This window comes from Lysinibacillus xylanilyticus, assembly GCF_001183605.1.
In the GTDB taxonomy this organism is placed as follows: Bacteria; Bacillota; Bacilli; order Bacillales_A; family Planococcaceae; genus Lysinibacillus; species Lysinibacillus xylanilyticus.
This window is the reverse complement of the sequence record NZ_LFXJ01000008.1, coordinates 226,006-241,012: the sequence shown is the minus strand read 5'-3', so window position 1 is coordinate 241,012 and position 15,007 is coordinate 226,006. Positions and strand designations below refer to the sequence as shown.

Sequence of the window (15,007 nt, the reverse complement as noted above, 5' to 3'; positions counted from 1 at the left end):
AGACGTCCCAGGAGGGATTCGAACCCCCGACCGACGGCTTAGAAGGCCGTTGCTCTATCCTGCTGAGCTACTGAGACATGATGTTATATTTTTTATGTAGTCCACATCAAGGACAATATTTATTATATGTTCTTTACACCATAATGTCAACATTAATTTTACTATGCAGGCAAGGTCTGCCTCAATATTAATATTATATGATTTCCTGTACCTCATTATGCCCTCTACAACCCTACTTTTGCTAAAATAATGAAAAGTAAATAAACTGGAGGAAGCAATATGTTTAAAGATTTAGTAGTCGTTGTAACTGGCGGTGCGCAAGGGATTGGCAAAGGTATTGTGCTTGAGTATGCACGAAATGGTGCCAATGTAGTTATTGCCGATGTAAATAAAGAATTAGGACAGCAATTAGAAAAAGATTTACTTGTGCAAGGTCATTCTGTTCTTTTTGCTCAAACAGAAGTTACAAAAGAACAGGACATCGTTTCTTTAATGCAAAAAGTAGTTGATCATTTTGGTACTATCCATATTTTAATTAATAATGCGGGTAAATTTCAACATAAATCTTTTTATGATGTAACATTGGATGAATGGAATGATATGCTTCAAACAAATTTAACGAGTGTCTTTTTATGTTCAAGGGAGGCTGCAAAAGTTATGCAAGCAAATACCAATGGCGGCTCAATCGTTTCTATAGCCTCTACACGCGCAGAGATGTCCGAGCCCCATACTGAAGCCTATGCAGCAACAAAAGGCGGTATCGTCGCATTAACACATGCTTTAGCGCGTTCCTTAGGTCCAGATAATATTACGGTTAATTGTATTTCGCCTGGTTGGATTGAAACAGGTGATTATGAACAGCTCAGTAAGAATGATCACGAGCAGCATTTATCGGGGCGTGTAGGCGTTCCCGCAGACATTGCACAGGCTTGCTTGTATTTAACTAGCCCAACAAATAATTTCGTCACAGGCATTAATCTAACAGTTGATGGTGGGATGACTAAAAAAATGATGTATGAAGAATAGGTCAAACTACTACTCAATCAACAAACAAAAGCAAAACCAGATCCACTAAGTATTTTTGAATCCGGTTTCTACTTTTGGCGAATAAATTCTTGCCTGTTTACTCTTCGAATAATGAGCAATCGGTTGAATGCCTTGTATAGATTCCTTCACAAATGGAGCTAATGAATTGCTTTCAATATTAATATGAACTCGTTGTAGCTGCCATGGCATATGATCTATATCTATGCGGAATAGTGAACTCTTCCACTTTGACCATGAATGATAACGTTCCACTAACCATTTTTCAAAGGTAGAACTAGTTATTTCACTATCAGTCGGTTGATATGAAATTTTCAACCTTTCATCCTGCGCACCGTGATATAAACTTGTAAAAGAAAAATTGTTCTCTTTTTGTTTTAAAGCTATTTTTGAATGACGATATGATAAACTGCCCATTGTAGCTATTTGTACAATAAAACGATTCGTAACATCTGAATTAAAGAAATAGACTCCTTTCATGCCGTTATATGTAACATATGTCCGAATATTAAGCTGCAAATGGGAACCTACTCCTGGGAATGGAGGTAGAAATCTTAATCGTTGTCCTTTTACTTTAAAAAGGACAGCACTAAGCCAAGCGTTATTTTCATAGAGATCCAGTTGCAACTCTTGCGGAATGTAGTGCTCTAAATCCTTCGGTGATACTGGCCAATGTAGAAACAACACATCTTGCCATATTTGCGTCATAATCCACGATTTACTCCACATAAAATAACTCCTTTCTGTAGTTAAGTTCTTTCCTACAAAGGAGTTATTCAAACTAAAATGTCTATTTTTGTTCTGAATCTAACGTTTCATTTTCAACATATCGATAATATAAATTGCGCAGTTCGGATTCTTTATAATTGCCTAAATGACTTTTATATTGTGGATGTACCAAAATACCATGATCTCGAAGTTGCTTCACAAACCAACCTTTTGAATACTTATGCACTGTACACATTCTCCTTCACTAATACTCATACATAGCGTATGCTCAGGAAATTATGTAGTGACATTTTTTCAAAATAAAAAAACGAAGAATTTATCCTTCGTTTTCGTACTGTTGAAAACTATTACATTAATGAAATTAAAGTGTCATATTCAGGTATGGCTCTTCTGCCAAACGAGGGGTTGATTTCCGTTCCGACTGGACGCTTTGTTGCTGTCGCTTCGCTTTCGCACAGAGCAAAGCTTCCTGGGGGCGTCCGATGAGCCGCTTGGGCCAACAGGAAGTTGGTCACGAAGGCGTTATCACAGGATGTGATGCTCTTAGCCTTCGTTCCCCTATGTGCTCGCTCCAGGGTCTCGGGTCAACACGATGTTGGTCACGAAGGCGTTATCACAGGTCGTGATGGTTTTAGCCTTCGTTCCTCTATTCGCTGATCCCCAAGGAGTCGCCCAGTCTTCACTCCAATCAACCGCTTCACTAAGCATGTACTCAAATTTACCGTAATAAAACGACGCTTCAGTAAGATGCATTTTTGTGCGAAAGCAAACCGTTCAGCGGCATTGTTTATCCATGCCCGGAAATCACCTTCGATAAAAGTGCTTCAACACTCACAAAGATTTCCTTCACAATTGTACTTTTAACTCATGTGCCACAAAACGTTCGATATGGTTGATTAGATGGTGTTGGTAATGTTGTATACTCCTGCTGCTCCTTACAATGCGCAAAAGGTTGAGCAAGAGCATCCAGTAATCGCTCCATTACGCTATAGTCTCCTTGTTCAACAGCAGCCTCTAATGCTTCTTCTACACGGTGATTTCGCGGAATAACTGCTGGATTATGATCACGCATTAATTGTTGAGACATGTCTTTTGTTTCCTGCTGTCTTTCTAGTCTTGCAAGCCAATTCTTATGCCATTCTTTAAATTCATTTGTACTAAATAACATTGATTCATCAAATTTATCAAAGGTTAATGCGATAAATGTGTTCGTATAGTCTGCTTGATGTTGCTGCATTAACTTTAGAAGCTCTTCAATGAGTGACCCATCCTGATCTTCTTCGTTAAATATCCCAAGCTTTGCTCGCATACCTGTTAGCCAGTTTGCATAATACAGCTCAGGATATTGCTTTAGAGTCTCTTGAGCTAAGTGTATAGCTTCTTCCTGATCTTCATGGATTAACGGTATTAATGATTCAGCAAATCGTGTTAAATTCCATCCTCCGATATTAGGTTGGTTGCCATACGCATAACGGCCTTGACGATCAATAGAGCTAAATACTGTCGCCGGATCATACGTATCCATGAAAGCGCAAGGACCATAATCGATCGTCTCACCACTAATGGTCATATTATCTGTATTCATGACTCCATGAATAAAACCAACTAACTGCCACTTTGCAATGAGAGATGCTTGTTTCTTGATAACTTCCTGTAGTAGGGTTAAATAACGATTTTGGGCTTCATCAGCATTAGGAAAGTGACGTTCCAAAGCGTAATCCGCCAAAGCTTTTAGCTCATCCTCATTGCCAAAGTTCGCTGCATATTGGAAAGTTCCCACTCGCAAATGACTACTTGCAATACGCGTTAAGACTGCCCCTGGAAGCTCTGTTTCACGAAGGATCATTTCACCTGTCGTCACGATAGCTAAACTTCGAGTAGTTGGAATGCCAAGTGCATACATGGCTTCACTAATAATATATTCACGTAGCATTGGACCAAGTGCTGCTCTGCCATCTCCCCCACGGGAATAAGGTGTTCTTCCTGAGCCTTTAAGCGCTATATCAAAGCGTTCATGAGCTGGTGTTAGTTGTTCACCTAATAACAGCGCTCTTCCGTCTCCGAGCATATTAAAGTGACCAAATTGATGGCCTGCGTAAGCTTGTGCAATGGGTGTGCCACCTGTCGGATTGTTGTTACCTGCAAAAACCGCTACTGCTTCTTCGCTTTGCAAAGCTTTAACGTCTAATCCAAGTGAATTGGCAACTGATTCATTTAACATTATTAACTTTGGTGAACGAACTGGATTTAAATTAATTAATGAATAAAAAATGCTTGGTAGGCGGGCATAGCTATTATCAAAATTCCATCCTAATGTATTTTCCATGTTATCTCCTTTGTTACGTTTATCTTTATTTTTTCTACTTCATCATAAACAATTCATAGCCATTTTTACCATTTAATCTTCACCAATCGGTCCTGGATAAAACAAAAAACGCTTATAGTTTCTAAAACTTAAGCGCTTTTGTTACATCATTTTTTTCGCATAAACTTGTGGCTGGAAATACAGCTATTATCATCCGTAAAGAACTTTACTTCAAAATACGTGTCCTCAGCCTCAACAAGGGCAAAGCTTTTTTCTTTACGACCACGAGGTTTTAATAAGCTCCCCGGATTTAAAAATAACACATCATCAATCATTTCCGCCCCAAGAATATGAGAGTGACCAAAGCACGCAATTTGTGCGTTTACCTCTTTGGCACGATATGATAATGACAAGATTGAAGTTTTAACATTGAATAAATGGCCATGTGTTACAAAGACTGTGACGTCCTCTAAATCGAATACTACCTCGTCATGGAAGGCTTTATCAATGTCACAATTTCCGCGTACTTTATTCATGCCATCCAATGCTTCATGCGAGAAAGGAAGCTCACTATCTCCACAATGAATGAAAGCATCAACCTTTGGGTAAAAGCCACGAACTTTTTCAATCACATTACTATCGCCATGTGTATCACTCATGACCAGTATTTGCATGGATATCACCTCTTATTTTATAAGATTAGGTAATTGTTCCTTCAACTTACGAATAGCATTCCCGCGGTGGGAAATTGCTCCTTTTTCATCGGCTGTTAGCTCTGCCATCATACGGTTTAAGCTTGGTACAAAGAAGATTGGATCATAACCAAAACCATTTGTACCACGTTTTTCGTGTGCAATAACACCTTCACAAGTACCAAAAACTGTTGTCGTTTCAAAACCAGGCCCTGCAATAGCAATGCAACAGCAGAAACGTGCTGTACGTTTTTCATCTTCGACATTTTTTAGGTTTTCTAATAGTTTAACCATGTTTGCTTCATCATCATGATCACCAGCATAACGTGCGGAATAAACACCTGGTTCACCATTTAATGCATCAACAGCTAAGCCACTATCATCAGCAATAACAATTTTGTTTAGCTCTTTTGCCAATGCTTCTGCCTTTAAGATTGCATTTTCCTCAAAGGTAGTGCCTGTTTCTTCTATTTCCATCTCTGGGGCTACATCAAACATAGTTACTACTTCATAGCCAAGTGGACCAAATAACGCTTCGAAATCTTTTGCTTTTCCTTCATTTTTAGTTGCAATGACTACTTGTTTCATGTTATTCATTTCCTCCCACTTTGTTAGCCAATTCACCTAGTGTCTCTTTTTGAAGTGCAATCAATTGTTGAATGCCCGCTTCACCTAACGCCAGTAGTTCATTTAACTCTTCACGAGAGAAGGTTGCTTCTTCACCAGTCCCTTGTAGCTCAACAAATCGTCCTGCTCCTGTCATGACGATATTCATATCTACAGCAGCAGCAACATCTTCAACGTAGTTTAAGTCTAAAATTGCTCCGTGATCCTCTACAATACCAACACTTGTTGCAGCTAAATAGTCTGTCACCGGGAATTTAGCTAATTGTTTTTCTTCTGCAAGCTTAGCAATTGCTTGCGTCATCGCTACAAATGCTCCTGTTATTGAGGCTGTACGTGTCCCTCCGTCTGCTTGAATCACGTCACAGTCAATCCACACAGTGCGCTCACCAAGTGCTTCTAAATCAACGACAGCACGTAATGCACGACCGATTAATCGTTGGATTTCCATTGTGCGGCCATTTACTTTGCCGCGAGATGATTCACGTGCTGTACGCTGTGCTGTTGCACGAGGTAGCATTGAGTATTCTGCAGTGATCCACCCTTTGCCTTGTCCACGTAAAAATCCAGGAACTTTATCCTCAATAGTTGCTGTGCAAATTACTTTTGTATTGCCTACTTGAATTAACACTGAGCCTTCTGGGTGCAATAAATACTCACTATCTATTTTCACAGGACGCAGTGCATTTACATTTCTTCCATCAAATCTTGTCATAATTTTCGTTCCTCCTAAAAACTTTCGCGCACTCATCTTAACATAATTTTCACCTTCAAAAAAGTGCCCTGTCCCTTATGTATAATACTAAAAACGGCAAAAATCAGCCTAGCACCTAGCTAAGCTGATCTTTTATTTTAATGTCATACGTTTTATATGGAGAGTACCTTGCTCAAGCCAACTTTCAGCAATTGAACGGAAAATCGGTACTGAACCAGTTGCATAAAATTTATGGGCAGGCACAGCGTCTGGATCAGCCAAAGTGCCATTATATTCAAGCATTTCTTGAACATCCTTCGCTGTTTCCTCTGCAGAAGAAAGCACAAAAACTTCTTCTCCTACAACAGCTTCAATTTGTTTTTGCAAAATTGGATAGTGCGTACATCCTAATATGACCGTATCAAATTGTTCATTTTTCAACGGTTTTAAGCCTTCCGCTATTAATTTATTTGCAAATCCACCTTTATATTCGCCACTTTCTACAAGTGGTACGAATGTTGGGCAAGCCAGCGGAATTATATGAGTTGACGTATTCAATGATAGTAAGGCTTCTTCATACGCCCCACTTTTAATTGTTCCTTCTGTTGCAAGCACAACGACTTCATGTCGCTTCGTTTTCTTTACAGCTGCACGTGCGCCAGCATTAATAACGCCTAGTACCGGAAAAGGCATATTTCTTTGTAAACTTTCGAGTGCTACTGCAGTCGCTGTATTACAAGCAATGACGAGCATTTTGATATTCATTTTCTCTAGTGCTTTTGCCATTTGCCAAGTGAAATTTCGTACTTCCTGACGACTTCTTGGACCATACGGACATCTTGCTGTATCACCAATATAATAGATCGTTTCATTTGGTAATAGTTTCATTATTTCTTTTGCTACGGTTAAACCGCCTACTCCTGAGTCAATAACGCCTATCGGGGCATTCATACTTTCCGCCTCAATCCTGTTTCATGTGTACATGTAGTTTTTCTAAATAGCTTGATAATTGAGCGACTTCTTGTTCGTTAAAACCAACAAGCTTCTCCTGCAAATATTGCTGTCTTTTTTCAATAACCTCTTGAATAATACGTTCGCCCTTCTCGAGAAGATGAACAACAACGACACGACGATCATTTTCGTCACGTACTCGCTTGACTAATTCATTTTTCTCCATTCGGTCCACTAGATCTGTTGTTGTACTAAAAGCTAAGTATATTCGATTTGACAGGTCGCCAATTGTTATATCTCCAAGCTCTTCTAACCACTGTAATGCAACAAATTGTGGCGGCGTAATCGCATATTGTGAAACAATCTCTCTTCCTTTTTGCTTCACAATCGCCGCTATATAGCGTAATTCCTTTTCAACCGTTGCAACGGTTTCAGGTGAGTGTTTTGTTACTTCATCCGACATATAACTATTTCACTCCTAAAAATACGTTGAATAGTTCTATTTTGTCGTTTTTTTTCTGAAATAGCAAGTGTCCAATTAGTCTAATTTGAATTCTTCTAAGCGTAACAGCTCAATTAACGCCTGAGATCGATTTGTTACACCTAACTTTTGAATTGTATTGGAAATGTGATTTCGCACTGTTTTTTCACTAATACCAAGTTGCTCTGCAATATCCCTCGTTGTTTTTTCAGCTAATAAAAGCGCAAATATTTCACGTTCTCGGTTCGTTAAAAGAGAACGATGATGAGAGCCATTCATTTTCAGTTACACCCTCCTCCCCCGCACGTATTGTAACTTATGTTAATGAATGAGGAGCGGTGACGGCTATTTTCATGAATATCCCGTGTTTCCTAAAAAAAATCGGAAATTAATTCCACCCATTAATGAATTTTATGTAAAAGTGGATCATCACCATAACGAGTGGTTGATTTCAGTTCCGACTGGGCGCTTTGTTGCTGTCGCTTCAGAAAACATTTGTAGCTGTCGCTTTGCTTTCGCTTCAGAAAACATTTGCCGCTGACGCTTCGCTTTCGCACAGATAAAACATTTGTAGCTGTCGCTTTGCTTTCGCTACAGAAAACATTTGTTGCTGTCGCTTTGCTTTCGCTACAGAAAACATTTGCCGCTGACGCTTCGCTTTCGCGCAGAGCAGAGCTTCCTAGGGGCTTCCGATGAGCCGCATGGGCCAACAGATGTTTTTTGTGCGAAAGCGAAGTAAAACGTAGCGACAGCAACAACACGATGTTGGTCACGAAGGCGTTATCATAGGATGTGATGCTCTTAGCCTTCGTTCCCCTACTTGCTCGTTTCAGGGTCTCGGGCCAACAAAACGTTATCACGAAGGCGTTATCACAGGACGTGATGGTTTTAGCCTTCGTTCCTCTATTGCTGATCCCCTAGGAGTCACCCATTCTTCACTCCAATCAACTTATATTTTGCATACGTTTTAACAAATGTCATCCACAACTTTTTGTGATGAATTGAGCCGTAAAAGTGCAATTTCAACCGTTGAGATCATTGTTTAAACTTCATTCCTCGAATAGGACTTTTTCGCAATCCTTTTCCAATACTATATGAAAACCAAGCTTGCTAATTGAGTTTTTACTTCTTCAGATAGTGGCACACTCTTGCCAGTTCGAGGATTCATTTGCACTACCGTACCACGACCCGTAAAGCAAACTTCATCATGCTGGTTTTTCGCTAAGTAATGAATATCCAATGATGAGTTCCCTACTGTCGCTACCTTCGTATAAATTCTTAGCACATCATCAAAGAAAACTTGCTTCACGTAATCACACTGTAAATCTGCTACAATCGGAATCCCCTCTACATGTTCATCAATTGCAGAAGGCATTAGAATACCTAGATGATGAAAATAATCTATTCGTGCCTGTTCAAAATATGTAAAGCTAACTGTATTGTTCATATGACCGTACATATCCGTTTCTGAAAAACGTACACGGACCTCAATAAAAAATGCAAAATCCTTTGCCCATTCCTGAAAATCTCCGATATAATTTGCTTTCATCTTAACCATCCCCCTAATTTTCATTCGCTTCTTCCAGAACAACAAATAGAATTAGCAAGTCATAAATGAATATACATTCATTATAAAGGAAAACACTATATTATCATAGAAAATTCACATTTTCACTCGTTAAAACTCATTTTTCATTGATCCCTATTCTATTTTTGCGTAATTCGATCTTTTTATGCTGTATTGAAGACATCATATTTAGTTTATTACTCTTTCTTGAAAATGCCCCTATCTGGACTCCCTATAGTACAAAACTTTAATGGTGAGTAGGATCAATCAAGCATTTACGAGTAGTTATTCTACAAAATTATTTAATATTTTTCATAGAAAAAACTCCCTTACACATTCAGTGTAAGGGAGTTTGGGAGTAAAGCTTGTACTATTAGTCAACGTAGTGGTCAGAACCGAAGAAGTTACGGAACATTTGCACTGAAGTTGCACGGTTTAATGATGCGATAGATGTTGTTAAAGGAATACCTTTTGGACAAGCAGCCACACAGTTTTGTGAGTTACCGCAGTTTGCAAGGCCTCCATCACCCATGATTGCATTTAAACGTTCGTCTTTAATCATTGCACCAGTTGGGTGAGTGTTGAATAGACGCACTTGTGATAATGGTGCTGGTCCGATGAATGAAGCTTTTTCAGACACGTTTGGACATGCTTCCATACATACACCACAAGTCATACATTTAGATAATTCATAAGCCCATTGACGTTTACCTTCTGGCATACGTGGACCTTCACCTAAATCATAAGTACCATCGATTGGAACCCATGCTTTAACTTTTTTTAGTGCATTGAACATACGTTCACGGTCAACTTGTAAGTCACGAATAACTGGGAAAGTTTTCATAGGCTCAAGTTTAATTGGCTCAGTCAATTGGTCAACAAGTGTTGAACAAGATTGACGTGGACGGCCATTAATAACCATTGAACATGCACCACAAACTTCTTCAAGACAGTTCATATCCCAAGTTACTGGAGTAGTATTTTCGCCATTTTCAGTAACAGGATTTCTTTGGATTTCCATTAAAATAGAAATTACGTTCATACCGTGACGGTAAGGCACTTGGAATTTTTGCCAGTAGCCATTGCCGCCTTTTGCATCTTGACGTAAAATTTCCACTTTGACCATTCTTCCAGTATTAGCTGCGATATTCATAATTCTTAGTCTCCTTTCGCAGAGTAATCACGTTTACGTGGTGGAATTAATGAAACGTCAACTTCTTGGTACGTGATAATTGGATTACCAGTAGTTGGGTCAAACTTCGCCATTGTTGTTTTTAAGAAGTTCTCATCATCACGGTTAGGGAAATCTGGTTTATAGTGTGCACCGCGAGATTCGTTACGTAATAATGCACCTTTTGTCATTACTTTCGCAAGGTAAATCATATTTTTCAACTGACGCGTAAAGTGAGCACCTTGGTTACTCCATTTTTGTGTATCGTTGATGTTAATGTTTTCCCAACGTTTTTGGAATTCATCAAGTTTGTTTAATGTATCTTCAAGTTGGTCGTTATAACGTACTACTGTCATAGTAGCTGTCATCATTTCACCAAGCTCTTTATGAAGTAAGTAAGCGTTTTCTGTGCCATCCATTTTCATGATAGCTTCCCACTTAGCTTGTTCTTCTTGAACGCGTGCATCATAGATTTCTTGTGGAAGATCTTCAGCATGCTTTTTAAGATGTTTAACATAGTCTACTGCGTTTGGACCAGCAACCATACCACCATAGATAGCAGATAATAATGAGTTCGCACCAAGACGGTTTGCACCATGTTGAGAGTAATCACATTCACCTGCTGCAAATAATCCAGGAATTTCAGTCATTTGGTTATAGTCAACCCATAATCCACCCATTGAGTAGTGAACTGCTGGGAAAATTTTCATTGGTAATTTACGTGGATCATCACCTACGAATTTTTCGTAGATTTCAATAATACCACCAAGTTTTACATCTAATTCATGTGGATCTTTATGAGAAAGATCTAGGTATACCATGTTTTCACCGTTGATACCTAGTTTTTGGTTCACACATACGTCGAAAATTTCACGTGTTGCAATATCACGCGGTACTAAGTTACCATATGCTGGGTATTTCTCTTCTAAGAAGTACCAAGGCTTACCGTCTTTATAAGTCCAAATACGGCCACCTTCACCACGAGCTGATTCTGACATTAGACGGTTTTTGTCATCTCCAGGAATAGCTGTTGGGTGAATTTGAATGAACTCACCATTCGCGTAAGTAGCACCTTGTTGGTAAACGATAGAAGCAGCAGAACCTGTATTGATTACAGAGTTTGTTGTTTTACCGAAGATAATACCAGGGCCACCAGTCGCCATAATAACAGCGTCTGCACGGAATGATTTAATTTCTTCTGTACGCATATCTTGCGCTACGATACCACGACAAACGCCGTCAGGATCGACTATTGCACCAAGGAATTCCCAGTGCTCATATTTGTTAACTAAACCAGCTACTTCGTGAGAACGAACTTGCTCGTCTAGCGCGTATAGTAATTGTTGACCAGTTGTCGCACCAGAAAATGCTGTACGGTGGTGTAATGTACCACCAAAACGACGGAAATCAAGAAGACCTTCTGGTGTACGGTTGAACATTACACCCATACGGTCCATTAAATGAATAATACCAGGGGCTGCATCACACATACCCTTAACTGGTGGTTGGTTCGCTAAGAAGTCCCCACCGTATACTGTATCATCGAAGTGAATCCAAGGAGAATCCCCTTCACCTTTTGTATTTACCGCACCATTAATTCCGCCCTGCGCACATACAGAGTGTGAGCGTTTTACAGGAACTAATGAGAATAAATCAACTTCAGTACCAACTTCAGCTGCTTTAATCGTTGCCATCAGACCAGCTAGACCGCCGCCGACAACAATTACTTTGCTTTTCGCCATGATTATTTCTCACTCCTCTTAAAAAATTGCAATGATTGCCATGTGCTCTATAGTAGCTTCTATTACATTAAGCAAAAGCTAAAATAGCAGCCACACCAACTACACTTAGAATTACGAAAATAATGTTTGTTACATAAGTAGCAATCTTTTGAGACTGAGGAGATTGTGTAATACCCCAGCTTACTAGGAATGCCCATAAACCGTTAGATAAGTGGAAAGTTGCTGATATAATACCAACAATGTAGAATCCAAGCATGAATGGATTTGAAACGATATTTGCCATCATGTCGTAATCAACTTCTGTACCAAGTGCTTTTTGAATACGAGTTTGGAAAATATGCCATGCAATGAAGATCACTAAGAATACACCAGTGAAACGTTGTAATGAGTACATCCAGTTACGGTATGTGCTGAAACGTCCTGTATTTGGTGTAGCAGTGAATGCAATGTAGACACCATAAAATGCGTGGAACATTAATGGAATATAGATGACAATCCATTCAACTAGGATAAGGAATGGAATCTTTTCCATATTAGCGGTAGCCGCGTTGTAACTTTCTGCTCCGCCTGTTGCTGTAAAGTTAATTAACAGGTGCATCGTTAAAAACAGACCTACTGGAATGATACCAAGTAGAGAATGTAAGCGACGCAATAAAAACTCTCGATCTTTCGACAAGACTGTTACCCCCCTTAGTACTTAAAATAGCACAACAAAAGAAGTCATCATTTTGTAACTGATACTTCATTGACTGTGTATTTCATCATGGTACAATATTATGACATGTTTATTGTACTCTCAAGAGCTACGAGCGTCAAGGCAACTTAAAGTTTTTCATATTCCTTATTAAAGAGACAATCTAGTACATGATGCATAGATTTTTCTCGAAAAATCTATCTTTGCTTTATGAGTGTCAAATTTTAAGAAAATTCTAAGAAAGAAGGATTTCAATGTTAAACACTTCATCCCCTACAATCTCACCCTTTGGATATGAGATAATTCGCGATTATATTTTATCTTCCATCCTTGGTAAACATGAAGGTGATGTCCTTTATTGGGCAGGAAAAGACCTAGCACGGAAGTTCCCTTGTAAAAGTCAAGATGAACTTATCGCATTTTTCGCAGATGCCTGTTGGGGTAATTTAGAGCTTATCAAAGAATCGAAAGATGGACGTATATTCCAGTTGACAAATGATCCAGAACTGTTACGAATCGGTCTTCGTAGCTTTAGACTTGAAGCAGGATTTATAGCTGAGCAAATCCAGCAAGCAAAAGGTTATTTAACAGAATGCTATGATGAAAAACGTGAAAAGCAACAGAACGTTATGTTTACAGTAAAATGGGACGTCAAAGAACGAATCATGAACACCGTTCCAACAGAATAAAACGAAAAGGATTGTCACCCTAAATTTATGGATGGCAATCCTTTTTTTGTATATTGTATATTATAGAAGTTAATCGTAGCGTTTACTGGGCAACTCCTTAGAGATCATCAATAGAGGAACGAAGGCTAAAACCATTACGTCCTGTGATAAACCCTTCGCTTTCGCGCAAAAAACATCTGTTGGCGAGACCCCACAGCGGAAATCAACCTCTCGTTATGCCCACGAATCCTTTTTTATATTTATAGTTGAGCATGTCTTTCTTTTAATAGCACATCTATTAACGTAATAAATGCCTCCAAAATATTAAGTGAGTGTTGAATCATTTCTTCTATGTTATTAATTGACAGTTCATTCACTAATTTTTGTGCGGCCATATGTACTAATTCATGTGGCTGTTCAATCTGACGATATTCTGGTAAATTCTGATATTCCTCAAAGTGTCCATAATACCATTTCCCAAACATACATTGATGATGCGTTTTTATCGTTTCTTTATGACCAGCCTTTTGAATAGCATTTCGTAAAAAGCTAGCATGATCCATTAACCTTGCTGCCAACTGGCTAACTACGGTTTGCTCTGATGGTTTTCTAATTGTCGGCGCAATAGCTTTTAACATTTCAGATACTTGATTTTGGATTATATCCGAGAAGTCACTAGAATGTGATAATTCCGTCGTTGTTTCCGCTAAACGACCTACAGCTATTACATTTTCTTCTGATGCAACTGTTATTTGATGAATGCCATGTGCTGCTTCTTCAATATTTCTACTTGATACAGTCAGATTAGCAATATTGTCCTTCATGATACTTAAAAAGTCAGTTAAATAATGTTCGACTTGTTTAATATTTGTTATTGTATTATGTAATTTCGTATCAATGACCGATCGAATCTTTGTCATTTCTTGCAATGAACCTTTCGAGCTACTGGCTAATTTCCCTACCTCCATCGCGACAACATTAAAGCCCTTTCCATGCTCACCAGCACGCGCGGCTTCAATTGAGGCATTTAAGGATAGTAGTTGTGTCTGATCGGCGATCCCGGTTACACTTTTACCGATATCATCCATTTTAATAATTTCTTCATACAACTGCTCTGTTGACTGAGCTCCTTTGGCCAGCAACTCGTGAACCATTTCACCTTTTGTAATGGAAGATTCCATTTCTTCAACAAGGAGTAACGAATGCTGTTTTATTTCTTGAATGTTTGCATTAACATTTTGCTCAACCGCAAGCATCTCTTCTGTATTTGACGACATTTCTTCACTCATCGCTGAAATATCCCCTACATTCGTTGAGACATTTTGAACCTTTAAAGCCGTTTGAAAATTAATTAACTCCATATGCGCTAGTACAAAGTCTAAAATCGCATTTTTCACATCAATGCTTTCCTGCTGAAGTTCCAATTCCAAAATTCGCTTTTTTAATATTTGTATTTCTAGATCGTTATCTCTCTCAACGCTTTCATTCATTGGCTTTTGAAATAAACCGAATAATACCATACAACCTTCCACCTTCCCCTTGGTAAAACATGTCACATTTTATTATATAACAATAGAATTGAATTAAATATTAAAATTGATGTGAACAAAAAAGATGTGCCTTTTACTGACACATCCTCTTCAAA

17 protein-coding genes and 1 tRNA gene are annotated in these 15,007 nt (G+C 38.8%); 2 read left to right on the top strand and 16 right to left on the bottom strand.

Annotated elements, in window-relative coordinates:
* Nucleotides 1–3 precede the first annotated feature (3 nt).
* Nucleotides 4–77 (bottom strand) — tRNA-Arg (locus tag ACZ11_RS16280).
* 202 nt (nucleotides 78–279) lie between these two features.
* On the opposite strand from ACZ11_RS16280, the gene ACZ11_RS16275 reads away from it, so the two are divergent.
* Nucleotides 280–1,026, top strand: a complete 747-nt coding sequence (locus ACZ11_RS16275) for a glucose 1-dehydrogenase (RefSeq protein WP_049667581.1) — start codon at nucleotides 280–282, stop codon at nucleotides 1,024–1,026.
* A 45-nt stretch (nucleotides 1,027–1,071) separates the two neighbouring features.
* Here ACZ11_RS16275 and ACZ11_RS16270 read toward each other — a convergent pair whose 3' ends face one another.
* The 14 genes from ACZ11_RS16270 to ACZ11_RS16215 all read right to left on the bottom strand — a co-directional run bounded on the left by ACZ11_RS16270 (nucleotide 1,072) and on the right by ACZ11_RS16215 (nucleotide 12,676).
* Nucleotides 1,072–1,773 carry a YqjF family protein gene (locus ACZ11_RS16270; protein ID WP_049667580.1) on the bottom strand — a complete coding sequence of 234 codons (702 nt, stop codon included), beginning with the start codon at nucleotides 1,771–1,773 and terminating at the stop codon, nucleotides 1,072–1,074.
* Nucleotides 1,774–1,834: 61 nt separating this feature from the next.
* Complete coding sequence (locus ACZ11_RS25310) at nucleotides 1,835–2,008, bottom strand: DUF2639 domain-containing protein (RefSeq protein ID WP_201778540.1); 174 nt, start codon at nucleotides 2,006–2,008, stop codon at nucleotides 1,835–1,837.
* 112 nt (nucleotides 2,009–2,120) lie between these two features.
* Entirely contained in the window at nucleotides 2,121–2,288 is a 168-nt protein-coding gene (locus ACZ11_RS26380; protein ID WP_161804473.1) for a hypothetical protein, read from the bottom strand.
* A gap of 350 nt (nucleotides 2,289–2,638) precedes the next feature.
* Nucleotides 2,639–4,099 (bottom strand): protein adenylyltransferase SelO, encoded by a 1,461-nt coding sequence (locus ACZ11_RS16265; RefSeq protein ID WP_049667579.1) that lies wholly within the window; start codon nucleotides 4,097–4,099, stop codon nucleotides 2,639–2,641.
* Nucleotides 4,100–4,245: 146 nt separating this feature from the next.
* Nucleotides 4,246–4,752 (bottom strand): metallophosphoesterase, encoded by a 507-nt coding sequence (locus tag ACZ11_RS16260; protein ID WP_049667578.1) that lies wholly within the window; start codon nucleotides 4,750–4,752, stop codon nucleotides 4,246–4,248.
* 12 nt (nucleotides 4,753–4,764) lie between these two features.
* A complete protein-coding gene (locus ACZ11_RS16255) occupies nucleotides 4,765–5,358 on the bottom strand; it encodes an XTP/dITP diphosphatase (RefSeq protein ID WP_049667577.1) in 594 nt (197 codons plus the stop codon).
* 1 nt (nucleotide 5,359) lies between these two features.
* A complete protein-coding gene (gene rph / locus ACZ11_RS16250) occupies nucleotides 5,360–6,109 on the bottom strand; it encodes a ribonuclease PH (RefSeq protein ID WP_049667576.1) in 750 nt (249 codons plus the stop codon).
* A gap of 132 nt (nucleotides 6,110–6,241) precedes the next feature.
* Nucleotides 6,242–7,039 carry a glutamate racemase gene (gene racE / locus ACZ11_RS16245; protein ID WP_049667575.1) on the bottom strand — a complete coding sequence of 266 codons (798 nt, stop codon included), beginning with the start codon at nucleotides 7,037–7,039 and terminating at the stop codon, nucleotides 6,242–6,244.
* A 10-nt stretch (nucleotides 7,040–7,049) separates the two neighbouring features.
* On the bottom strand, nucleotides 7,050–7,502 hold the full coding sequence (locus ACZ11_RS16240) for a MarR family winged helix-turn-helix transcriptional regulator (protein ID WP_049667574.1): 453 nt from the start codon (nucleotides 7,500–7,502) through the stop codon (nucleotides 7,050–7,052).
* Between the two features lie 75 nt (nucleotides 7,503–7,577).
* Nucleotides 7,578–7,799, bottom strand: coding sequence for a helix-turn-helix domain-containing protein (locus tag ACZ11_RS16235; protein ID WP_004226437.1), 222 nt, complete (start codon nucleotides 7,797–7,799; stop codon nucleotides 7,578–7,580).
* Between the two features lie 811 nt (nucleotides 7,800–8,610).
* On the bottom strand, nucleotides 8,611–9,069 hold the full coding sequence (locus ACZ11_RS16230) for an acyl-CoA thioesterase (protein ID WP_049667573.1): 459 nt from the start codon (nucleotides 9,067–9,069) through the stop codon (nucleotides 8,611–8,613).
* A 391-nt stretch (nucleotides 9,070–9,460) separates the two neighbouring features.
* Complete coding sequence (gene sdhB, locus ACZ11_RS16225; RefSeq protein WP_049667572.1) at nucleotides 9,461–10,240, bottom strand: succinate dehydrogenase iron-sulfur subunit; 780 nt, start codon at nucleotides 10,238–10,240, stop codon at nucleotides 9,461–9,463.
* Between the two features lie 5 nt (nucleotides 10,241–10,245).
* Nucleotides 10,246–12,000 (bottom strand): succinate dehydrogenase flavoprotein subunit, encoded by a 1,755-nt coding sequence (sdhA, locus tag ACZ11_RS16220; RefSeq protein ID WP_049667571.1) that lies wholly within the window; start codon nucleotides 11,998–12,000, stop codon nucleotides 10,246–10,248.
* 67 nt (nucleotides 12,001–12,067) lie between these two features.
* The gene (locus ACZ11_RS16215; protein WP_049667570.1) at nucleotides 12,068–12,676 is read right to left on the bottom strand and encodes a succinate dehydrogenase cytochrome b558 subunit; all 609 of its coding nucleotides are present in this window, start codon (nucleotides 12,674–12,676) and stop codon (nucleotides 12,068–12,070) included.
* A gap of 272 nt (nucleotides 12,677–12,948) precedes the next feature.
* Here ACZ11_RS16215 and ACZ11_RS16210 point away from each other — a divergent pair, with 272 nt between their 5' ends.
* Nucleotides 12,949–13,383: a YslB family protein gene (locus tag ACZ11_RS16210; protein ID WP_049667569.1), complete on the top strand. Its 435-nt coding sequence runs from the start codon at nucleotides 12,949–12,951 to the stop codon at nucleotides 13,381–13,383.
* A gap of 239 nt (nucleotides 13,384–13,622) precedes the next feature.
* Here ACZ11_RS16210 and ACZ11_RS16205 read toward each other — a convergent pair whose 3' ends face one another.
* A complete protein-coding gene (locus ACZ11_RS16205; protein WP_049667568.1) occupies nucleotides 13,623–14,882 on the bottom strand; it encodes a methyl-accepting chemotaxis protein in 1,260 nt (419 codons plus the stop codon).
* Between the last annotated feature and the right edge of the window lie 125 nt (nucleotides 14,883–15,007).